The organism is Paraburkholderia diazotrophica, assembly GCF_900108945.1.
Taxonomy (GTDB): Bacteria; Pseudomonadota; Gammaproteobacteria; order Burkholderiales; family Burkholderiaceae; genus Paraburkholderia; species Paraburkholderia diazotrophica.
Map to the genome: position 1 here is coordinate 160,167 of NZ_FNYE01000005.1, position 21,003 is coordinate 181,169.

The 21,003-nt window shown below is 65.3% G+C and carries 19 protein-coding genes; 10 read left to right on the forward strand and 9 right to left on the reverse strand.

Going from position 1 to position 21,003, the window contains the following annotated elements; genetic code table 11:
• Positions 1-71: 71 nt before the first annotated feature.
• Positions 72-1,037, reverse strand: coding sequence for a DMT family transporter (locus BMW76_RS09060; protein ID WP_090864803.1), 966 nt, complete (start codon positions 1,035-1,037; stop codon positions 72-74).
• 506 nt (positions 1,038-1,543) lie between these two features.
• Here BMW76_RS09060 and dapC point away from each other — a divergent pair.
• The 6 genes from dapC (at position 1,544) to BMW76_RS09090 (ending at position 8,205) form a co-directional block, all read left to right on the forward strand.
• The gene (dapC, locus tag BMW76_RS09065) at positions 1,544-2,758 is read left to right on the forward strand and encodes a succinyldiaminopimelate transaminase (protein ID WP_090864804.1); all 1,215 of its coding nucleotides are present in this window, start codon (positions 1,544-1,546) and stop codon (positions 2,756-2,758) included.
• A gap of 103 nt (positions 2,759-2,861) precedes the next feature.
• Positions 2,862-3,689 (forward strand): 2,3,4,5-tetrahydropyridine-2,6-dicarboxylate N-succinyltransferase, encoded by an 828-nt coding sequence (dapD, locus tag BMW76_RS09070; protein ID WP_090864805.1) that lies wholly within the window; start codon positions 2,862-2,864, stop codon positions 3,687-3,689.
• Positions 3,689-4,060, forward strand: a complete 372-nt coding sequence (locus tag BMW76_RS09075) for an ArsC family reductase (protein WP_090864806.1) — start codon at positions 3,689-3,691, stop codon at positions 4,058-4,060. The genes dapD and BMW76_RS09075 overlap by 1 nt, the downstream gene beginning before the upstream one ends.
• Positions 4,061-4,272: 212 nt before the next feature.
• Positions 4,273-5,412: a succinyl-diaminopimelate desuccinylase gene (gene dapE / locus BMW76_RS09080; protein ID WP_090864807.1), complete on the forward strand. Its 1,140-nt coding sequence runs from the start codon at positions 4,273-4,275 to the stop codon at positions 5,410-5,412.
• Between the two features lie 15 nt (positions 5,413-5,427).
• Positions 5,428-6,312, forward strand: a complete 885-nt coding sequence (prmB, locus tag BMW76_RS09085) for a 50S ribosomal protein L3 N(5)-glutamine methyltransferase (RefSeq protein ID WP_090864808.1) — start codon at positions 5,428-5,430, stop codon at positions 6,310-6,312.
• Positions 6,313-6,675: 363 nt separating this feature from the next.
• A complete protein-coding gene (locus BMW76_RS09090) occupies positions 6,676-8,205 on the forward strand; it encodes a cardiolipin synthase (RefSeq protein ID WP_090864809.1) in 1,530 nt (509 codons plus the stop codon).
• A 118-nt stretch (positions 8,206-8,323) separates the two neighbouring features.
• Here BMW76_RS09090 and BMW76_RS09095 read toward each other — a convergent pair whose 3' ends face one another.
• Entirely contained in the window at positions 8,324-8,815 is a 492-nt protein-coding gene (locus BMW76_RS09095; RefSeq protein ID WP_090864810.1) for a glutathione peroxidase, read from the reverse strand.
• Positions 8,816-8,942: 127 nt separating this feature from the next.
• Here BMW76_RS09095 and BMW76_RS09100 point away from each other — a divergent pair, with 127 nt between their 5' ends.
• Together BMW76_RS09100 and BMW76_RS09105 are read left to right on the forward strand one after the other, a co-directional pair.
• A complete protein-coding gene (locus BMW76_RS09100) occupies positions 8,943-10,895 on the forward strand; it encodes an ATP-binding cassette domain-containing protein (protein WP_090864811.1) in 1,953 nt (650 codons plus the stop codon).
• An 89-nt stretch (positions 10,896-10,984) separates the two neighbouring features.
• Entirely contained in the window at positions 10,985-12,055 is a 1,071-nt protein-coding gene (locus BMW76_RS09105; protein ID WP_090864961.1) for a CaiB/BaiF CoA transferase family protein, read from the forward strand.
• 105 nt (positions 12,056-12,160) lie between these two features.
• On the opposite strand, the gene BMW76_RS09110 is transcribed toward BMW76_RS09105, so the two are convergent.
• The 3 genes from BMW76_RS09110 to alr all read right to left on the reverse strand — a co-directional run bounded on the left by BMW76_RS09110 (position 12,161) and on the right by alr (position 15,076).
• Positions 12,161-12,424 (reverse strand): DUF2866 domain-containing protein, encoded by a 264-nt coding sequence (locus BMW76_RS09110; protein WP_090864812.1) that lies wholly within the window; start codon positions 12,422-12,424, stop codon positions 12,161-12,163.
• Between the two features lie 140 nt (positions 12,425-12,564).
• The gene (radA, locus tag BMW76_RS09115; RefSeq protein ID WP_090864813.1) at positions 12,565-13,941 is read right to left on the reverse strand and encodes a DNA repair protein RadA; all 1,377 of its coding nucleotides are present in this window, start codon (positions 13,939-13,941) and stop codon (positions 12,565-12,567) included.
• Positions 13,942-14,005: 64 nt separating this feature from the next.
• On the reverse strand, positions 14,006-15,076 hold the full coding sequence (gene alr / locus BMW76_RS09120) for an alanine racemase (protein ID WP_090864814.1): 1,071 nt from the start codon (positions 15,074-15,076) through the stop codon (positions 14,006-14,008).
• Positions 15,077-15,295: 219 nt separating this feature from the next.
• Between alr and lplT the strand changes: the two genes are divergently transcribed.
• A complete protein-coding gene (gene lplT / locus BMW76_RS09125) occupies positions 15,296-16,603 on the forward strand; it encodes a lysophospholipid transporter LplT (RefSeq protein ID WP_090864815.1) in 1,308 nt (435 codons plus the stop codon).
• A gap of 98 nt (positions 16,604-16,701) precedes the next feature.
• Positions 16,702-17,508 carry a bifunctional hydroxymethylpyrimidine kinase/phosphomethylpyrimidine kinase gene (gene thiD, locus BMW76_RS09130; protein ID WP_090864816.1) on the forward strand — a complete coding sequence of 269 codons (807 nt, stop codon included), beginning with the start codon at positions 16,702-16,704 and terminating at the stop codon, positions 17,506-17,508.
• A gap of 41 nt (positions 17,509-17,549) precedes the next feature.
• Here the strand turns inward: thiD and BMW76_RS09135 are convergent, their stop codons facing one another.
• Genes BMW76_RS09135 through tsaB form a run of 4 tightly spaced genes read right to left on the reverse strand, consistent with a single transcriptional unit; the run spans position 17,550 to position 20,923 of the window.
• Positions 17,550-18,533 (reverse strand): DUF1853 family protein, encoded by a 984-nt coding sequence (locus BMW76_RS09135; RefSeq protein WP_090864817.1) that lies wholly within the window; start codon positions 18,531-18,533, stop codon positions 17,550-17,552.
• A complete protein-coding gene (locus tag BMW76_RS09140) occupies positions 18,530-19,609 on the reverse strand; it encodes a uracil-DNA glycosylase (RefSeq protein ID WP_090864818.1) in 1,080 nt (359 codons plus the stop codon). Before BMW76_RS09140 ends, BMW76_RS09135 begins: the two co-directional genes overlap by 4 nt.
• A complete protein-coding gene (gene rimI, locus BMW76_RS09145) occupies positions 19,596-20,090 on the reverse strand; it encodes a ribosomal protein S18-alanine N-acetyltransferase (RefSeq protein WP_087735398.1) in 495 nt (164 codons plus the stop codon). The genes BMW76_RS09140 and rimI overlap by 14 nt, the downstream gene beginning before the upstream one ends.
• A complete protein-coding gene (tsaB, locus tag BMW76_RS09150; protein ID WP_090864819.1) occupies positions 20,087-20,923 on the reverse strand; it encodes a tRNA (adenosine(37)-N6)-threonylcarbamoyltransferase complex dimerization subunit type 1 TsaB in 837 nt (278 codons plus the stop codon). The genes rimI and tsaB overlap by 4 nt, the downstream gene beginning before the upstream one ends.
• Positions 20,924-21,003: the final 80 nt, after the last annotated feature.

Sequence of the window (21,003 nt, forward strand, 5' to 3'; positions counted from 1 at the left end):
GGAGCGCGAGCCCGCTGCGATTCCGGCGCCGCGGCGCGCCCTACGCTGCACCGCCGGCCAATGAGGGGCAATCATACCATCGCGCGTGGGCGATTCTTACCGTTGTCATCCGCGTTTCCGTCGTTGCGGGCGCTGGCTTCTTCATTGGGCTTCGCCCGATGCACCCAGCTCGACAGCGCCGAGGCCAGCACGATGCACGCGCCGCCCGCCCACTCGCGCGGACCGGGCACTTCGCCGGCGAATAGCCAGGCCGTCAGCGCCGTCACGACGATCTCGAACAGCATGATGATCGACGCGCGGTTCGCCGGCACGCGCGCGAGCCCATATTGCACGAGCATGTTGTTGGTCGCGAGCACGAAGCCGATCGCGAGCACGAGCAGCGCCGCCGTGCCCAGGTGAGCGCCCGTCGGCGGCGTCGGCATCGCTTCGAACAGCGACGCGCATCCGCCGAAGATCGCCGCGCCGCCGAAGATGATCGCCGTGCGCATTTCGGCCTTCATGTGGGGCAGCTCGCGGCTCGTCTTCAGGATCAGCACGTTGCTCATCGCGAAGCTCATCCCGGCCGCGAGCCCCGCCCATTCAGCGAGACTGCCCGGCACGGGAAGCCCGAGTTGCGGCGACCACAGCATCATCATCGCGCCTGCCAGCGACAGCGCGGCGAGCCCCGCGCCCGCCCACGTCAGCCGCTCGTGCAGGATGAAGTGCGCAAAGAGCGCGGTCCATGCGGGCGTCAGATAGAACAGCAGCAGCACGCGCATCACCTGACCGTGGATCGCGCCCCACACGAAACCGAGATTGGTGATGCCCGCGAACAGCGCGAGCGCGGGCAACAGCCAGTGCCAGCGGACGGTCTTGACCGCGTTGTGCCGGACCAGCAGCACGAACAGGCAGCCGGCGCCGCTCGTCAGCGCGCTCGCCGCGGTGCCCGTCACGCCGAGCGCGTTGAGCATCCGCAGCGGATACCACACCATGCCCCACACCGACGCGCCCATCATGATCGCGAGGGTCGGCCATGTGTTGCGAAGCGAGAGGTTCATCGCGGGCCGCTCCCCGCGAGGTCCAACATGTCCGGCTTGTGCTGCATGCCTTGTCTGCCTTGTCTGCTTTGTCCGTTTCCGGCGACAGCGGCGCGTGATCGCTGCCCTCCGTTGCCGTTGAATCCCGTTGAATCCTTTGGCGCTGCGTCGGGATACTGCCCGCATGGCGTCTCCGCGCTTTTTTCGCTGCGTTCGCTGCCTCGCGCACGCCGCTTGCATCCCCGCCTGCTGCACCGTGCGTAGCACGCCGCGAGGCCTTGTCCGCTCGAACGATGCGCCGTTCCGCCGCCCGCCGACACGCTATAATCGATCGCTCGTCGCCGGTGCTGCGCCAATGCCTGTCCGCCGGATGTCCTGCTGCCGCTGCCATGCCCGATCGGGCGCACTTCGCAGCCGCTTCCGGGCCTTTCGGATCATGTGCCTGGCAAGCATCGCAGCCGCCGCGCGCCACCTTCACCTGTGTCAGTCCGTCCCGCAACACGCCGAACACACGCCCGAACCGCCAAGTGAATCCGCTACTCGACTCCCTTCAGCCCTATCCCTTCGAAAAGCTGCGCGCGCTCTTCAAGGATGTCACGCCGCCCTCCGGCCTCGCGCACATCAGCTTCGGGATCGGTGAGCCGAAACACCCGACGCCGGATCTGATCCGCGACGCCGTAATCGATTCGCTCGGCGGTCTCGCGTCGTATCCTGCCACCGTCGGCACGCCGGCAGTGCGCGAGGCGATCGCGAAGTGGGTCACGAAGCGCTACGGCCTGCCCGTCGATGCCGCGACCCAGGTGCTGCCCGTGTCCGGCTCGCGTGAAGCGCTGTTCGCGCTCGCGCAGACGGTGGTCGACCCGAAGAAGAACGCGCAGGGCGAGCCTGCGATCGTACTCTGTCCGAACCCGTTCTACCAAATCTACGAAGGCGCGGCGCTGCTCGCGGGCGCGCAGCCGTATTTCGCCAACAGCGACCCGAAGCGCAATTTCGCGTGCGACTACTCGGCCGTTCCCGAAGACGTCTGGGCGCGCACGCAGCTGCTCTACGTCTGCTCGCCGGGCAACCCGACGGGCGCCGTGCTCACGCTCGACGACTGGCGCGAGCTGTTCGAACTGTCGGATCGCCACGGCTTCGTGATCGCATCCGATGAATGCTACTCGGAGATCTATTTCGACGAAGCGCGCCCGCCCCTCGGCGGGCTGGAAGCGGCGCACCGGCTGGGCCGGGGCTTCGAGCGGCTGGTGATGCTGTCGAGCCTGTCGAAGCGATCGAGCGTGCCGGGCATGCGCTCAGGCTTCGTCGCCGGCGACGCGTCCATCCTCAAGCAATTCCTGCTCTACCGCACGTATCACGGCGCGGCGCTGTCGACGGTCTATCAGGCCGCGAGCATCGCCGCGTGGAGCGACGAGACGCATGTGCGCGAGAACCGCGCGAAATACGTGCAGAAGTTTTCGACCGTCACGCCGATGCTCGCCGACGTGCTCGACGTCAAGCTGCCCGACGCCGCGTTCTATCTGTGGGCGAACGTCGCGCGCACGGGCCTGTCGGATACCGAGTTCGCCCACCGCCTGTACGCCGACTATAATGTGACGGTTCTGCCCGGCTCGTATCTCGCGCGCACCGCGCACGACACGAACCCCGGCCGCGATTTCGTCCGCCTCGCGCTCGTCGCCGGCGTCGACGAATGCACGGAGGGCGCGCAGCGCATCGTCGATTTCTGCCGTTCCCTGAAGCGCTAGCGTCGAGGCTAGCTTTCGGCAGTCCACGCGCCGCACGAAAGCGCCGCCGCTGCGCCCTCACCCGCTTTCCGAGTTCAACCCTTTCTCTTCTGACACCACGAACATGTCGCAACAACTTCAGCAGATCATCGATACCGCCTGGGACAACCGCGCCGACCTGTCGCCGAAGGCCGCGCCCGCCGAAGTGCGCGACGCCGTCGCGCACGCGATCGAGCAACTGGACAAGGGCGCGCTGCGCGTCGCCGAAAAGAAGGACGGCGACTGGATCGTCAATCAGTGGCTGAAGAAGGCCGTGCTGCTGTCGTTCCGCCTCGAGGACAACGCGCCGATGCCGGCGGGCGGTTACTCACAGTTCTACGACAAGGTGCCGTCGAAGTTCGCGAACTACACGGCCGAAGACTTCGCCGCGGGTGGCTTTCGCGTCGTGCCGCCCGCCATCGCGCGCCGCGGCTCGTTCATCGCGAAGAACGTCGTGCTGATGCCGTCGTACACGAACATCGGCGCCTACGTCGACGAAGGCACGATGGTCGACACGTGGGCGACCGTCGGCTCGTGCGCGCAGATCGGCAAGAACGTGCACCTGTCGGGCGGCGTGGGCATCGGCGGCGTGCTGGAGCCGCTGCAGGCGAATCCCGTCATCATCGAAGACAACTGCTTCATCGGCGCGCGCTCGGAAGTCGTGGAAGGCGTGATCGTCGAGGAGAACTCGGTCATCTCGATGGGCGTGTACCTCGGCCAGAGCACGAAGATCTACGACCGCGAAACAGGCGAAGTGTCGTACGGCCGCATTCCGGCGGGCTCTGTGGTGGTCGCCGGCAACCTGCCGTCGAAGGACGGCACGCACAGCCTCTACTGCGCGGTGATCGTCAAGAAGGTGGACGCGAAGACGCGCGCGAAGGTCGGCCTGAACGAACTGCTGCGAGGCGACTGATGGCAGGCGCCGCGGCGAAAACGACCGTCGTCTATGGCATTCCGAACTGCGACACGGTGAAGAAGGCCCGTGTGTGGCTCGAAGAACATGGCGTCGAATTCGAGTTTCACGACTTCAAGAAGGCAGGCGTGAATGCGCCGCTCGTGAAGGGCTGGCTGAAAGACGTGTCGCTCGATGCGCTCCTGAACCGGCGCGGCACGACGTGGCGCGGCCTCGACGATGACGTAAAGGCCTCCGCCGACAGCGAAGCGGGCGCGATCGCGCTGATGATCGAGAAGCCCTCCGTCATCAAGCGGCCCGTCGTGGTGGTCGACGGGCGCGTGAAAACGCTCGGCTTTTCGGCTGACCAGTACGCGTCGCTGTTCGACTGAGCGTCCGCGTTTTTCGCGTCGGCCCACCACGCCGCCGTGCGTCACGTTGCATCGCGGCGCTCAGTGCATTGAGCGCGGAGAACGCACCGAGCGCAACGATTTGCATGCATGCTGTTGCCGGCCCACTCAGGCCGGCATTTTTTCACCCGAGTTTCAAGCGTGGACACGGTCCGCGCATCTCATCTGCCAGCTGGTTGGAAGGAACTGAATCGATGTCCGGCACTCTTGCCCTTACCGAAGCCCTGATCGCGCGCGCGTCCGTGACGCCCGACGACCAGAACTGCCAGCGTCTGCTCGTCGAGCGCCTATCCGCGATCGGCTTCGCATGCGAAACGATCGAATCGAACGGCGTCACCAACCTGTGGGCCGTGAAGCGCGGCATGATGGGCACGGACGGCAAGCTGCTCGCGTTCGCCGGCCATACCGACGTCGTGCCGACGGGCCCGCTCGATCAATGGTCGTCGGCACCGTTCGAGCCGAGCCATCGCGACGGCAAGCTCTATGGCCGTGGCGCTGCCGACATGAAGGCATCGATTGCCGGCTTCGTGGTGGCAAGCGAAGAGTTCGTCGCCGCGCATCCGCAGCATCGCGGCTCGCTGGCGTTCCTCATCACGAGCGACGAAGAAGGCCCCGCGACGGACGGCACCGTGAGAGTGGTCGAAGCGTTGCAGACGCGCGGCGAGCGGCTCGACTATTGCGTCGTCGGCGAGCCGACGTCGGGCACGCAGTTCGGCGACACGGTGAAGAACGGCCGGCGCGGCTCGATGACGGGCAAGCTGATCGTGAAAGGCGTGCAGGGGCATATCGCCTATCCGCATCTGGCGAAGAACCCCGTCCATCTGCTTGCACCGGCGCTCGCGGATCTCGTCGCCGAACGCTGGGACGACGGCAACGAGTACTTCCCGCCCACCACGTGGCAGGTCTCGAACCTGCACAGCGGCACGGGCGCGACCAATATCATTCCTGGCCACGCGGACGTGATGTTCAACTTCCGCTTCTCGACGGCAAGCACGGTCGAAGGGCTGCAAAAGCGCGTGCACGATATCCTCGACAGGCACGGCCTCGACTACGATCTGACGTGGACCGTGAGCGGCCTGCCCTTTCTCACGCCGCGCGGCGAGCTGTCGAATGCGCTCGAAAAGGCGATCCGCGACGAGACGGGCATCGCGACGGAACTGTCGACCACGGGCGGCACGTCGGATGGCCGCTTCATCGCGCGCATCTGCAAGCAGGTCGTCGAATTCGGTCCGTTGAATGCGAGCATCCACAAGATCGACGAACATATCGAAGTCGCACACATCGAGCCGCTCAAGAACATCTATCGCCGCGTGCTCGAACAACTGATCGCCTGACGGAGGGCCTTCATCATGACTCATCCGTTTTCCACGGTTCGCGACGTGCTGCGCTATGCGGTGTCGCGCTTCAACCAGGCCGGGCTGTCGTTCGGCCACGGCTCGTCGAACGCTTACGACGAAGCCGCCTATCTGGTGCTGCACACGCTGCATCTGCCCATCGATCTGCTCGATCCGTTTCTCGACGCGCGCCTCACGTCCGAGGAAATCGACGCGGTGCTGAAGGTGATCGAGCGGCGCGCGACCGACCGCGTGCCCGCCGCGTACATCACGCAGGAAGCGTGGATGCACGGCTACCGCTTTCATGTCGACGAGCGCGTGATCGTGCCGCGCTCATTCATCGGCGAGCTGCTGCAGGATGGTCTGCAGCCGTATGTCGAGGACCCCGAACAGGTCGCCGCCGTGCTCGAACTGTGCACGGGCTCCGGGTGCCTCGCGATTCTCGCGGCGCACGCGTTCCCGAATGCCGACATCGATGCCGTCGATCTGTCGCCCACCGCGCTCGAAGTGGCAACGCGCAATGTCCACGACTACCACCTCGACGATCGCATCGCGCTCTTCGAAGGCGATCTGTACGCGCCGCTGCCCGAGCGCCGCTACGACGTGATCATCACGAACCCGCCGTACGTGAACGCGGAAGCGATGAAGACGCTGCCAGCCGAATACCGGCACGAGCCGGAAATGGCGCTGGCGGGCGGCGCGGACGGCATGGACATCGTGCGCCGCATCATCGCCGACGCGCGCAACTGGCTGACCGACGACGGCGGGCTCGTTGTCGAGATCGGCAATGAGCGCGCGCATGTCGAAGCGGCGTTCGGCGGCCTCGACCTCGTGTGGATGTCCACGAGCGCCGGCGACGACAACGTCTTCCTGATCCAGGCGAACGATTTGCCCGCCTGATCCTTCGCGAGCGCCCGGCCTCGCCGCAGTCGCATTCTCGTCGCATCGCACAACGCACGCCATCAAGCCCGACGTCGTGCGTTGTGTGCTTTCTCGGGCAGTCCATGCCGTGCGCCTCGGCTCGTTGTGTCTTCATCGGATCATGCAAAAAAGCCCGCCGCCGATTGCCGATGAGCAGACCGCGATGCGGACGCTTTCGGTAATATGAGCGCGACCGCGCTGGCGTGGTCCTAACGTAACCGAAGGCAACTGAAGGCAACCTGAAGCGACACCAGGCAACACCGTGCAACCTCAGGCAACATGGGATAGCACTCACGACGAAAGTCATCCACGCGCAGCGCGACGATCATCGTTCGCACGCTTATGCAATTCGATCTCCTTCACGTCGGCACGCTCGTGTTTCTCGCTCATATGCTGGGCGTAATCGCCGCGTGCCATGCCATTCTGCATACCCGCACGTCGCAAGGCGCGATTGCGTGGGCGGTGTCGCTCGTCGCGATGCCGTATCTGACGCTGGTCCCCTATCTCTTTCTCGGGCGTAGCAAGTTCGCCGGCTATGCGGACGCGCGCCGCATCGAGAACAAGATGCTGCGCACGCGCGCGCATCCGCCGGAATGGGATAGCGCTGCGTCGTCGCCGGGCCGGCCGACGGAGGCGCTCGGACAACAGTTCGTGCGCTCGCTCACGCGTCTGGGCGGCATGCCCTTTCTGCCCGGCAACAGTGTGCGCACGCTCGTGAACGGTGACGCAACCTTCGCCGCGATTCTCGACGCGATCGAAAACGCGAAGCGCTACGTGATCGTGCAGTTCTTCATCGTGCGCGCCGATGCGCTTGGAGAAATGCTCAAAGACCTGCTGATCGCGAAGGCCGCGCAAGGCGTGCGCGTGTATCTGCTGTATGACAGCATCGGCAGCTTCGATCTGCCGCATCGTTATGTCGCGTCGATGCTGGCGGGCGGCGTACAGATGCATCCGTTCGCGACGAACCGCAGGTTCGTCAATCGCTTCCAGCTCAACTTTCGCAATCACCGCAAGATCGTCGTGGTGGACGGCGAGCGCGCATTCGTCGGCGGACACAACGTGGGCGTCGAGTATCTGGGCGGCAAGCCGCCGCTCTCGCCGTGGCGCGATACGCATATCGAAGTGCGCGGACCCGCCGTCGCGAGCATCCAGTTCGTGTTCACGGAAGACTGGTACTGGGCTACGCAGCGACTGCCGGAATTCGACCCGGCGCCCGATTCGTCGTCCGCGCCGTGCGTTTTGCCGGCCGTCGCGCCGCCTGCTTTATCGCCTGCTTCAAGGGCCGCTTCGCTACCCTCTTTGCCGTCCGTCGCAGCGGGAGACGGCATGCACTGTCTCGTCATTCCGACGGGCCCCGCGGACAAGCAGGAAACCTGTTCGCTCTTTTTCGTCGAGGCGATCAATGCGGCACGCGAGCGCATCTGGATCACGACGCCCTACCTCGTTCCCGACGAAGCCGTGTTTGCCGCGCTGCGGCTCGCGGCGCTGCGCGGCGTCGACGTGCGCATCATGATCCCGAGCCGGCGCGATCACCGCGTGGTGTTCGAGGCGTCGAAGCTCTACGCGTACGACTCGATCCGCGCCGGCGTGCGCATCTTCCGCTACCGGCCGGGCTTTCTGCATCAGAAGGTCGTGCTGATCGACGATATCGCCGCCGCCGTGGGCAGCGCAAATCTCGACAACCGCTCGTTCCGCCTGAACTTCGAGATCATGGTGCTGACCGTCGACAGCAAATTTGCCGCCGAGGTCGAAGCGATGCTGCTGCGTGACTTCGACGAATCGTTCGAGATCGACCGCAGCGAATATCGCAATGCGCCTGCGCTGCGGCGCGTCGCGATGCATGTCGCGCGGCTCTTTGCGCCGATTCTCTGACGCGTGGCACGTGTCGCACGGCTGTTTAACGGGCTGTGTAAAGTGGCCGCCAAGGCCGCCTCAGGCAGCCCATCACGCAGCCCATCACGCAGCCCATCACGCAGCCGTGTCCCGGCGCTTACAGCAGCGCCTCGATATCGTCCGCGATCGTTTCGGGCTTCGTGGTCGGCGCGTAGCGCTTCACGACCGTCCCATTGCGGTCGATCAAAAACTTCGTGAAGTTCCACTTGATCGCTTCGATCCCGAGCACGCCGGGCGCCTCGTCCTTCAGATACTTGAAAAGCGGGTGCGCCTCCGCGCCGTTGACCTCGATCTTGTCGAACATCTGGAACGTGACGCCGTAGTTCTTCTCGCAGAACGCGCCGATCTGTGTGGCGTCGCCCGGCTCCTGCTTGCCGAACTGGTTGCACGGAAAGCCCAGCACCTGCAGGCCGCGCACGCCGTACTGCTCATGCAACTTCTGCAGGCCCGCGTATTGCGGCGTGAACCCGCATTCGCTCGCCGTATTGACGATCAGCATGACCTTGCCGTCATACATGCCGAGACTGATCGGCTCGCCATTCAGCGAGCGCGCCGAAAAGGAATAGATAGAAGACTTGTCCGTTGTCATGTTTTTGCTCTCCAGGAATATCGCCAGTCGACGGACTCTCGCGCCGCGCGCCACCTGGCCGATCGGCCAATGCCTGAGCTTGCGCCGCGCAGTCTAAAATAGCGTTTTTCTTCAAGCCGGCCTCGTTGTGATCCGCTTCAACCAGTTCAGTCTCGCGCGCGGCACGAAGCCGCTTTTCGAACAGACCACCTTCACGCTCAATCCCGGCGAGAAGGCGGGCCTCGTGGGCGCAAACGGCGCGGGCAAATCGACCCTGTTCTCCGTGCTGCTCGGCGAGTTGCATGCCGACGGAGGCGATTTTGCGATGCCGCCGTCGTGGCAGACCGCGCACGTCGCGCAAGAGACGCCGGCCGTCGATAAAACCGCGCTCGACTATACGCTCGACGGCGACGCTGCATTGCGCGCGATCGAAGCGCGCATCGCGGCGGCGTCCGCCGCGCATGATGGCGCGGCCGAAGCCGAAGCGCACGCCGCGTTCGCCGATGCCGACGGCTACACGGCGCCCGCGCGCGCCGAAGCGCTGCTGCTCGGCCTCGGCTTCACGCTCGAACAGACGCGCGCGAGCGCGAGCAGTTTCTCGGGCGGCTGGCGCATGCGCCTGAATCTCGCGCAGGCGCTGATGTGCCGCTCGGACCTGTTGCTGCTCGACGAACCGACCAACCATCTGGACCTCGATGCGATCGTCTGGCTCGAAGACTGGTTGCATCGCTATCCGGGCACGCTGATCGTGATCTCGCACGACCGCGAATTTCTCGATTCCGTCTGCAATGTTACGCTGCATCTCGAAAACCAGCAGATCAAGCGATACGGCGGCAACTACTCGCAGTTCGAAGTGCAGCGCGCGCAGCAACTGGCGCTGCAACAGAGCGCTTACGAAAAGCAGCGCAAGACCATCGAGCATCTGCAAAGCTTCGTCGACCGCTTCAAGGCGAAGGCGACCAAGGCGCGCCAGGCGCAAAGCCGGATGAAGGCGCTCGAAAAAATGGAACTGATTGCGCCCGCACATATCGCGTCGCCGTTCACGTTCGAATTCCGCGCGCCCGACTCCGCACCGAACCCGATGATGGTGATGGAAAACGTTCGCTGCGGCTATCGCGGGGCGGACGGCGGCGAGATTCCGATTGTCGAGCGAGTCGCGCTGTCGATCCAGAACGGACAACGCATCGGCCTGCTCGGTGCGAACGGCCAGGGCAAGTCGACGCTCATCAAGACGCTCGCGGGCGCGCTCGAACCACTCGGCGGCCACGTGCGCGAAGGCAAGGGGTTGAAGATCGGCTACTTCGCGCAGCATCAGCTCGAAACGCTGCGTCCCGATGATTCGCCGTTGCAGCACCTGTCTCGGCTCGCACCCGACACGCGCGAGCAGGAACTGCGCGACTTCCTGGGAAGCTTCAACTTCTCGGGCGATATGGCAACCACCGCCATCGCACCCTTCTCGGGTGGCGAAAAGGCGCGGCTCGCGCTCGCGCTGATCATCTGGCAGAAGCCGAACCTGCTGCTGCTCGACGAGCCGACCAACCACCTCGACCTCGAAACGCGCCACGCGCTGACCATGGCGCTCGCGCAGTTCGAAGGCACGCTGATTCTCGTCTCGCACGACCGCCACTTGCTGCGCGCGACCACGGACCAGTTCATGCTCGTCGCGAAGCACCAGTTGCAACCGTTCGACGGCGATCTCGACGACTATCGCGACTGGCTGTTGCAGCACGCCGCGGAGCAGCGCGCCGCGCTGAAGGCTGCTTCGGACGCGACGACAGCGAACGGCGGCAATGCAAATGGCGCGGACGCTTCGGTGAATCGAAAGGAGCAGCGTCGCCAGGAAGCGGAAACACGTCAGAAGCTCGCGCACCTGAAGAAGCCGTTGCAGACGCGCATCGCGAAGATCGAAAAGGAAATGGACGCGCTCAACGCGGAAAAAGCGACCCTCGACGCATTTGTCGCCGATCCCGCCAGCTATGGCGCCGAGCAGAAAACCAAGCTGACGGAAACGATACGCCGTCAGGCGGACGTCAACGCACGCCTCGAAACGCTCGAAGCCGAATGGCTCGAAGCGCACGAGGAACTCGAACAAATCGGCTAGCGGCCCCTTCGCGTCGCGAAGGAAGACATCAGGAAAGCGAGGCCGCGCCAGCATCCACGGAGGGCTGGGCATTGTCGTCTACTGCCGCACTGAAGGGCTTGCGCGTGCTCGATCTGACACGCCTGTTGCCCGGTCCCGCCGCGACGCTCCGGCTCGCGGAAATGGGCGCCGACGTGTTGAAGATCGAAGCGCCCGGCGCTGGCGACGCGTCGCGCGTAATGATGCAAAGCAGCGCCGACCGCGTCGCGGGACGTCCCGGCGCGTTCTACCGTCAGTTGAATCGCGGCAAGCGCGAAACGCGGCTCGATTTGAAGTCCGAAGGCGGACGCACCGTGCTGATGGCGCTCGCGCGCGAAGCGGACGTGCTGATCGAGAGCTTCCGGCCCGGCGTGATGGATCGGCTCGGACTCGGCTACGACGTGCTGCGCGTGATCAATCCGAAGCTCGTCTATTGCGCGATTTCGGGCTATGGCGCGCAGGGGCCGTATTCACAACTGGCGGGACACGATCTGAACTACATCGGCTACGCGGGCGTGCTCGACCAGCTGGCCGCGCGCGACGACACGCCGATCCTCCCCAATTTCCAGATCGCCGATCTGCTGGGCGGCGCGCTGTCGGCCGTCAACCAGATACTCGCGGCATTGTGGGCCGTCGCGCGTGGCGGCGACGGGCAATTCGTCGATGTGTCGATGGCGCATTGCACGTACGCGCACAACGTCGTCGCACAAGTCGCGCTCGCCAACGACGGCACGGCGCCTATTGCGGGCGGCAGCCTGCTGAACGGCGGCGTGCCGTGCTACAACCTGTACCGCACGCTCGACGAACGATGGCTCGCTGTCGGCGCGCTCGAACTCAAGTTCTGGGAAACGCTGTGCATGGCGCTCGATCGCCCGGACTGGGCGACGCGCCACTGGAGTCTCGGCCAGGCGATCGCTGGGCCGGATGCCGCGCAATTGATCAAGGACATGGCCGAGCTGATCGCGACGCGGCCGCTCGCCGAATGGGTCGAGCTGCTGGTGCCGCTGGATTGTTGCGTGTCGCCCGTGCTGACGGCGGCGGAAGCGGCCGGGCACCCGTTGTTCAATGCGGCCGCGCGCGAAGCGCTGATCGCGCAGCAAACGAGCGATGAAGATGCGAACCGTCTGACGGGTGGCGAGTAACGCGTGAGGTGTGACGCGTGACGTATGGCGGAATTCGGCGGCCGCGCGAACGGCCCGGCTCACCGCCCTTATCGCCTGACACGCCGGCAAGAACCGGACGAACCTTTAACGCCGCGGCAAGGTCTGCCGCGGCTCCCGTTCGTCGTCGACGAGCCGGTGCTTGCGCCCTTCGACGTGATGGCGGATCGTCGCCCGGACTTCGTCGGCCGTGACGTTTTCCGCCACGACGCGCCGTGAAATCTGGCCCGCCGTGTCGATCCATTCGACGATCCGGCAACCGCCGCCCCAAAGCCCGTGAATCGGCGCGGAGACGCGACAGCCGCGCAGATTCGACAGAAGCTCGCCCGAAGTTTGATGAGACTGTTTCAAGACGTCTTCCTTTTCCAGTCGTGACGTTGCATCTCACGAGGATAGGGAAAACGAAAGGCGCCTGGGTTACAGACACAGTCGAGAAATTTACAGCGCATTACGCCGGAAAGCGGACGCGTTCGGGCGGCGTCTGACGCCAATTATTCGAGCGTGCGGATGCGGTCGATGGCCTGCTCGATGCGCTCGACGGCGATCACCTGCAGTCCGTCGATGGCTTGCTTCGGCGCGTTGGCCTTGGGAATCAGCGCAATCGAAAAGCCGAGCTTCGCGGCTTCCTTCAGACGTTCCTGGCCGCGCGGCGAAGGACGGATTTCGCCCGCCAAGCCAACTTCGCCGAACACGATCAGTCCCTTCGGCAGCGGCTTGTTGCGCATTGACGAGTGAATCGCGAGCAGCACGGCGAGGTCGGCGGCGGGTTCGCTGATTTTCACGCCGCCCACTGCGTTCAGGAACACGTCCTGATCGAAGCAGGCGATCCCCGCGTGACGATGCAGCACGGCCAGCAGCATCGCGAGCCGGTTCTGTTCGAGGCCGACGGCAAGCCGGCGCGGATTCGGCACGTTCGCCGTATCGACGAGCGCCTGCACTTCGACGAGCAGCGGCCGCGTGCCTTCCTGCGTCACGAGCACGCACGAGCCCGGCACGATCTGCTCGTGCTGCGACAGAAACAGCGCCGACGGATTCGCGACGCCGCGCAGACCACGCTCCGTCATCGCGAACACGCCCAGTTCGTTGACGGCGCCGAAGCGGTTCTTGAATGCGCGCACGAGCCGGAACGACGAATGCGTATCGCCCTCGAAATACAGCACAGTATCGACGATGTGCTCGAGCACGCGCGGGCCCGCGAGGTTGCCCTCTTTCGTCACGTGGCCGACCATGATGATGGCCGTGCCTGACTGCTTGGCGACGCGCGTCAGCTGCGCCGCGCACTCGCGCACCTGCGCGACGGAGCCCGGCGCGGACGTGAGCGCTTCCGAGTAGATGGTCTGGATCGAGTCGATGACGGCGACGTCCGGCCTTTCTTCGGCGATGGTCGCCTGAATCTTTTCGAGCTGGATTTCCGCGAGCAGCTTCAGCTCGCTTGCGTGCGAGCCCGGTTCGAGCAGCGACAGCCGTTGCGCGCGCAACGCAATCTGCGCAGCCGATTCTTCGCCGCTCACGTAGAGCGCGCGCCGCTCGCTCGCGATCTGGGCCAGCGATTGCAAAAGCAGCGTCGACTTGCCGATGCCCGGATCGCCGCCAATCAGCACGACGCCGCCCGCCACCAGCCCGCCCCCCAGCACGCGGTCGAATTCGCCGACGCCCGTCGAGAAGCGCGGCACGTCCGACGCCTCGATGTCCGCGAGCCGCTGCACGGGCTGGTTTTTCGCGAGCGACTGGAAGCGATGCGCGGAAGGCGATTCCGCAACCGTTTCGACGAGCGTATTCCACGCGTGACACGCCGGGCACTGGCCCTGCCACTTCGGCGCCTGCCCGCCGCATTCCGTGCAGGTGTACAACGTTTTCTGTTTAGCCAACTTGTCTGGTCACGCGTGGTTATTCGTTATGTCGCCGTTCGTTACGTCGTGAGCCCGGCGCCGATCATTCGGCGCGCACGGGCACGCGCTGCGCCACGGCGCACATCAGCTCGTAGCCGATCGTGCCGCATGCCTGCGCGACGTCGTCGACGGGTAGTTGCGCGCCCCACAGTTCGACGCGCGAGCCGACGTTCGCTTGCGGGCACGGCGACAGGTCGACGGTAATCATGTCCATCGACACACGTCCGACGATCCGCGTGCGGATACCGTCGACGATGATGGGCGTGCCTTCGGGCGCGATGCGCGGATAGCCGTCCGCGTAGCCGCACGCGACAACGCCGATGCGCATGCCTTCGCGCGCCGTGTAAATGGAGCCATAGCCGATCGTGCTGCCTTCCGACAGCGTCTGCACGGCGATCAGCTCGGAGGCGAGCGTCATCGCGGGCTGCAGGCCAGTGTCCTTGATCGCGGAACTGACGCCCGACGGCGACGCGCCGTACAGCATCACGCCCGGCCGCACCCAGTCGAAATGCGCTTCGGGATACCACAGCGTCGCCGCCGAATTGGCGAGGCTGCGCGCGCCCGCAATGCCCTGCGCGCCACGCTCGAACGCTTCCATCTGGTGAGTGATGCCGCGCTCGCTGTCCGCGTCCGAGAAATGGGTCATCAGCGTAATCTGGCCGACGCCCTGGCACGCCCGCGCGCGCTCCCACGCGGCGCGGAACCTGTCGGGCATGTAGCCTAGCCGGTTCATGCCGCTGTTCATTTTCAGCTGGATATTGACGGGCTTCGACAGACGCGCCATTTCCAGCATGCGCAATTGCTCGTCCGAATGCAGCGCCGTCGTGAGACTGTAGCGGTCGATGACGTCGATATCCGTCGGCCGGAAAAAGCCCTCGAGCAACAAAATCGGGCCGGCCCAGCCCAATTCGCGCAACTTCACCGCTTCTTCGAGGTCGAGCAAACCGAAACCATCGGTTGCGCGCAGCCCCGGAAAGGCGCGAGCGAGACCGTGACCGTAGGCGTTGGCCTTGACGACGGCCCAGATCTTGGACTTTGGCGCATAACGGCGTGCGACTGCGAGGTTATTGGCGAGAGCGGCGGTGTGAATAGTGGCTGAGACTGGGCGCGGCATGGGATTTTTTCGTAAAGACACAGTCGAATCAGGAGCTTACAGTGCGTTTTCAACACTTCGGAGGCTGACGTGACAATGCGATCAAGGATACTGCTAGTCGGGATTCGTCTATTTTCGTGATATAAAGCCGTGCGCACAACCCATTTCGAACGGAATAAGCCCGGACGCGCCACTGACGGCCGGGGCGGACGGACGGCAGCGAGGACAGCATCGCATCAGATGAAAAAAGGTTTTTACACCATTATGGCCGCGCAGTTTTTTTCCTCGCTGGCCGACAATGCGCTTCTGATCGCTGCTATTGCACTGCTGAAAGATCTCCACGCCCCGAACTGGATGACGCCGCTGCTCAAGCTGTTTTTTGTGCTGTCGTACGTCGTGCTCGCGGCTTTTGTCGGCGCCTTCGCGGATTCCCGCCCGAAGGGCCGCGTAATGTTCGTGACCAATACGATCAAGGTAGTCGGCTGCGTGGCGATGCTGGTCGGCGCGCATCCCCTTTTTGCGTACGGCATCGTCGGCTTCGGCGCGGCCGCGTACTCGCCCGCCAAGTACGGCATTCTCACGGAGCTCTTGCCGCCTGACCGCCTCGTCGCCGCGAACGGCTGGATCGAAGGCACGACGGTCGGCTCGATCATTCTCGGCACCGTGCTCGGCGGCGCGCTGATCAGCCCGCACATCGCATCGCACATCATCAGGCACACGCCCCACGCGATCCATACGCCCGCCGAAGCGGCGATGCTCATCATCATCCTGATCTACGTGATCGCGGCGCTCTTCAACCTGCGCATCCCCGACACGGGTGCCCGCTATCCGCGCCAGGAGCACGGGCCGATCAAGCTCATCACCGATTTCGCCGACTGCTTTCTCGTGCTCTGGCGCGACAAGCTCGGACAGATATCGCTCGCCGTCACGACGCTCTTCTGGGGCGCGGGCGCGACGCTGCAGTTCATCGTGCTGAAATGGGCCGAAGTGTCGCTCGGCATGTCGCTGTCGGAAGGCGCGATCCTGCAAGCCGTGGTCGCCGTCGGCGTCGCGGCGGGCGCGATGATTGCCGCCGCGCGCGTGCCGTTGAAGAAGTCGCTGACGGTGCTGCCCGTCGGCGTCATCATGGGGATCGCCGTGATGCTGATGGCCTTCTATACGAAGCATCTGTTTCCGGCTCACTGGGGCGTGTACTACGGCAGGGTGCACATCCCCGGCTATCTGATTTTCGCGTATACCTTTCTGATGTTCGTCGGCGCGCTGTCGGGCTTCTTCGTCGTGCCGATGAATGCGCTGCTCCAGCATCGCGGGCACGTGCTGCTGTCGGCGGGCCACTCGATCGCCGTGCAGAACTTCAACGAGAACCTGTCCGTGCTCGTGATGCTGTGTCTGTACGCCGTGCTCGTGTGGCTCGACGTGCCCGTCACGGTCGTGATCGTGCTGTTCGGCACCTTCGTCTGCGTGATGATGTGGCTCGTGATGCGCCGCCATCAGGCCAACCAGCGCGCGTTCGATTCGGTATCGCTGATCGGCGAAGCGCACCACTGAGACCTGTTCGCTGATCCGCTGCTTATTGTTTGACTGCGCTTCTCCAAGCTGAGGGCGCGCCCCGCGCCATTCGTTTTTCAGGCTTTGCAGGCTTTTCCATGACCCGACCGATTCCCAACGTCCTGACGATCGCCGGCTCCGATTCCGGCGGCGGTGCCGGCATTCAGGCCGATCTCAAGGCTTTCTCGGCGCTCGGAGCCTATGGCGCAAGCGTGATCACCGCATTGACGGCGCAGAACACGCGCGGCGTGACGGCGATTCACACGCCCGATCCCGCGTTCGTCATCGCGCAACTGGACGCCGTGTTCGACGATATCCGCATCGACGCCGTGAAGATCGGCATGCTGGCCAACGCGGCGATCGTGCGCGCCGTCGCCGACGCGTTGCGACGCCACAAGCCGAAGCATGTCGTGCTCGACACCGTGATGATCTCGAAGAGCAATCACGCATTGCTCGCGCCCGAAGCCGTCGATGCCGTGCGCGACGAACTGCTGCCGCTCGCCGATCTGCTGACGCCGAATCTGCCGGAAGCGGCCGCACTGCTCCGCACGCCGAGCGCCACGGACGAAGCCGCGATGGTCGATCAGGGCGAAGCGCTGCGCAAGCTGGGCGCGCGCGCGGTGCTGATGAAGGGCGGCCATCTCGCCGCCGCCGACAGCCCCGACTGGCTCACCCAGGACAGCGGCACGATGCGTCTTGCCGGTCCGCGCGTACCCGTGAAGAACACGCACGGCACGGGCTGCACGCTGTCGTCGGCGATCGCGGCATTGATTCCGCAGCGCGACGATCTCGCAAGCGCTGTCGCCGATGCGAAGGTCTATCTGACGGGCGCGCTCGAACAGAGCAGCCGGCTCGACGTCGGTCATGGCGTCGGACCGGTGCATCACTTCTATCGGTGGTGGTAGCGGCGGGACGGTAGCCGCGCGGCGTCACGTGTCGAATTGCGTCACGCCTGATGCGCCTGCCGCCGCGCAAACGCATGTGCCCGCTCGGGCCAGTCATCGGGCACGATGAAGCCGCGCGAACGCTCGACCCAATGTCCTTCTGCATTCCCGACGAATGCGGCCACCATCGTCGGCGCCGTCTGCTGCATCAACTGCTGGCCGAGCGCGTCGGCTGAAACGAAGCTCGACGCGTGCTGGCTGTCATGGATGCGCGGCGAAAGCCATTCGAGCCTCGGCAGCACGATCCACGCATCCGCATGGCCGCTGGAAAACGACGGCCAGTCGGCTTGCGTCGACCACCAGCCGCGCGCGTGCGCCGGATCGATTTCGGCGGGATCGCGCTCGTTCGTGCCATTGCGATAGAAGAGCCAGCCTTTGACGAACATCTGCGCGTCCCAAGGCCCACGATGACCGAGCGACGCAAACTCCTCGCGCGCGCTCAGCCGCAACTGATGATCGAGCAGATGCGCGAGTTTCAGATCGAAGCGGTCCTGCAGATTCGGGCCCACGTAATCGGCCAATTCGCCCCGCCCGTCGCCCGCGTGCAAATAGCATTTGACGGCCAGTTCCCAATGCAGCCGCCGGCCCGTCGGCGTCTCGACGAGAAAATCGCATTCGCCTAGCGTGATGCCTTTGCGCCGCAGCGGCACGTTAGCGGCGATGAGCCGCGCGGCCGGGCCGTGCGTCAGAAACCACGCGAGCAGACACTCGGCGTAGCGACCGAGGCGCGTCACGCGCGCGTCCGCGATATGCCGGTGCAAAGCGGCGGGATCGGCGTCCTGCGCGTCGAGCCAGTCGATCGTCGCGGCCACTGCGCCGGGCGATTCGAACGGCATGGCGAGCACGCCGGCGGGCGGTTGCGAGCGCAACAGATCAGGACTGAACAGGAGCCACGCGATGTCCCGCACGGCGGCGTCGGACAGCGCATCGAGCCGGGCCGTCGATGGCGCCTCGAATGAAGCGGTCGGCCCGGCGGCGTCCATCATTTCGAGGCGTCCGCTTGCGTGTCTTGCGGCGACGCGTTGCGCCAGGCATCGCGGGCGAGACACAGGTCCTGCCACGACTTCGCCTTGTCGCCGAGGCTGCGCAGCAGATACGCCGGATGGTACGTGACGACCACGGGCACGCCCTCGTACTCGTGGACGCGTCCGCGCAGCGACGAAATGCTCGCGTCCGTCTTCAGCAGACTCTGCGCGGCGAAGCGGCCGAGCGCGACGATCAGCTTCGGCTTCACGAGCGCCACCTGCCGCTGCAGATACGGCTCGCAACGCGCGACTTCGTCCGGCTCCGGATTGCGGTTGCCGGGCGGACGGCATTTGATCACGTTTGCGATATACACGTTCATGTCGCGCGCAAGTCCGAGCGAGCGCAGCATGTTGTCGAGCAGCTTGCCCGCCTGGCCGACGAACGGCTCGCCCTGCTTGTCCTCGTTTTCTCCGGGCGCTTCGCCGATCAGCATCCAGTCGGCTTCGCGATCGCCGACGCCGAACACCGTGTTCGTGCGCTTTTCGCAGAGACGGCAGCGCTCGCACGCGGACACGCGTTCTTCGAGCGCGTTCCAGTCGAGCGTGTCGACGGCAGGCTGCGCCGGGCGGGCGACTTGAGCTTCGGTGTGCGACGGCGGTTCGGCGGGAAGGTCGTCGAACCATGCGAAGTCGTCGTCGGGCGGCGCTGCTTCCATGTCGCGCGCGGACGCGCGGCGGGCTGGCTGCGGCATCGCCCGATGGGCTTCGTCCGGCGTGGGTTCGCGGCGTGATGCGGGCGCACCCTCCGGCTCTGTTTGCGGTTCGTCTTGCGGCTGGCTGGCCTCGGGCGAAGCAGCGGCTCGGGACACTTCGTTACCGTTGCCGTCGCCGTTGCCGGCACTCAAGGCAGCGACTCGAACGGCCACATCTTCGCCAGGCGCGTCGGCATCGGTGCTCGCCGCGGATCGAGTTGCGGCATCGGCGCTTTCCGCCTGCAATTGCGGGTCGTCAGCAGCGGCCGCATGCTGTGCGATCCCTCGGCGCATCCATATCGGCGCGAGGCCGAGTTCTTCCAGCGCGGATTCATGCAGCGCCATCTGCGCCCTCCTTCTCGAAACTGAAACGCATCACGATGGCGTCCTCCCGGCTGCGATGCCGCGCCGGATAATAATTCTTGCGGCGGCCAATCGACGCAAAGCCGAAGCGCTCGTACAACTTGATCGCGCGATGGTTCGACGGCCGCACTTCGAGCAGCATTCCGGCGAGCCTTTCGCTGCGCGTGACCCGGACGGCTTCGCGCAACAGCGCAAGGCCCGCGCCCGCGTGCTGCGCGGCGGGCGCGACGCACAGGTTCAGCAGATGCATCTCGTCGACGACGGGCATCAGCACGCAATAGCCGATCAGCGTGCCCGTCACGTGCCGCAGACATATGCCGAAGTAGCCGTTACGCAGCGAGTCCTCGAAATTGCCGCGGCTCCACGGAAATTCATAGGCGAGCTTTTCGACAGCCGCGACTTCATCGAGATCGCCCTCCGTCATCGGCGACATGTAGCGGTCCGCCAGCAGCACACCGCTCATCGCGTGCCCTCGCCCTCGGCGGTATGCGCCGTATGCGTCGACGAAGCCGGCGCTGCCGTTTGCGCATGTTGCGCGGCCTTCGCGGCCAGGCGCTCTTCCGTGGTCTGCGCGACCTTGTCGCGGATGTACTCGGGCGCCGCCTGGTCGGCGGGCAGCGCGCGGCCCGCGTGGAACGCGCGCAGCGCCGCGAATGCAATCGGCAGCGCGTGCGGCACGGCTTCGTGATCGACGGTTCGCGCGACGCTCGCCGCCTTCAGACGGTCGCCGAACGCTGCAGCGGCATTGCCCGCCAGCGTGAACGGCTGGTCCGGCAAATCGAGCGCATCGGGCGAGCCGAGCGCGGCGGAATGAACCGTGCGCCACTCGCTTGCGTCGGCATCCCACGCGTAGTCGGCCCAATAGACCTCGTCCATGCGCGCATCGAGCGCGGCAAGCACGCGCGTGGCCGACGGGTCGCGCCGGCGCGCGCTTTCGGCGCACGCGAGCAGCGTGCCGACGGGCACCACGGGGCAATTCAGCCCGAATGCGAGTCCCTGCGCCACGCCCGTCGCAGTGCGCAAGCCCGTGAACGAACCGGGCCCGGCGCCGAACGCGATCGCGTTGCAGTCGGCGAGCGCAAGGGCCGCTTCGTCGAACAGTTCGCGGATGGCGGGAAGTAGCCGCGTGCTGGAGACAGCGCCCGTCGATTCATGGCGCACCCAGACGCGCGGTTCGGGAGCAGACGCGTCCGCCTCTTCGGCCGATGAGCTGTCATCGGCGGATTCGGTGGACAACAGGGCGACCGAGCAGAATTCGGTCGAAGTATCGAGGGCAAGCAGCACGGTTTTCGTCATGACCGCTATTGTAATGCGGCGCCCAGCGTCGCCGGATGCGAACACGGCCCAGCCTGCGAAGCGGTGCGTTTGGAAGGATC

Excerpts from the sequence above, each read along its gene's own strand:
- BMW76_RS09060 (WP_090864803.1), bottom strand. The coding sequence starts at position 1,037 with ATGAACCTCTCGCTTCGCAACACATGGCCGACCCTCGCGATCATGATG.
- dapD (WP_090864805.1), top strand. The coding sequence starts at position 2,862 with ATGTCGCAACAACTTCAGCAGATCATCGATACCGCCTGGGACAACCGC.
- BMW76_RS09075 (WP_090864806.1), top strand. The coding sequence starts at position 3,689 with ATGGCAGGCGCCGCGGCGAAAACGACCGTCGTCTATGGCATTCCGAAC.
- dapE (WP_090864807.1), top strand. The coding sequence starts at position 4,273 with ATGTCCGGCACTCTTGCCCTTACCGAAGCCCTGATCGCGCGCGCGTCC.
- prmB (WP_090864808.1), top strand. The coding sequence starts at position 5,428 with ATGACTCATCCGTTTTCCACGGTTCGCGACGTGCTGCGCTATGCGGTG.
- BMW76_RS09090 (WP_090864809.1), top strand. The coding sequence starts at position 6,676 with ATGCAATTCGATCTCCTTCACGTCGGCACGCTCGTGTTTCTCGCTCAT.
- BMW76_RS09095 (WP_090864810.1), bottom strand. The coding sequence starts at position 8,815 with ATGACAACGGACAAGTCTTCTATCTATTCCTTTTCGGCGCGCTCGCTG.
- alr (WP_090864814.1), bottom strand. The coding sequence starts at position 15,076 with ATGCCGCGCCCAGTCTCAGCCACTATTCACACCGCCGCTCTCGCCAAT.
- lplT (WP_090864815.1), top strand. The coding sequence starts at position 15,296 with ATGAAAAAAGGTTTTTACACCATTATGGCCGCGCAGTTTTTTTCCTCG.
- thiD (WP_090864816.1), top strand. The coding sequence starts at position 16,702 with ATGACCCGACCGATTCCCAACGTCCTGACGATCGCCGGCTCCGATTCC.
- BMW76_RS09135 (WP_090864817.1), bottom strand. The coding sequence starts at position 18,533 with ATGATGGACGCCGCCGGGCCGACCGCTTCATTCGAGGCGCCATCGACG.
- BMW76_RS09140 (WP_090864818.1), bottom strand. The coding sequence starts at position 19,609 with ATGGCGCTGCATGAATCCGCGCTGGAAGAACTCGGCCTCGCGCCGATA.
- rimI (WP_087735398.1), bottom strand. The coding sequence starts at position 20,090 with ATGAGCGGTGTGCTGCTGGCGGACCGCTACATGTCGCCGATGACGGAG.
- tsaB (WP_090864819.1), bottom strand. The coding sequence starts at position 20,923 with ATGACGAAAACCGTGCTGCTTGCCCTCGATACTTCGACCGAATTCTGC.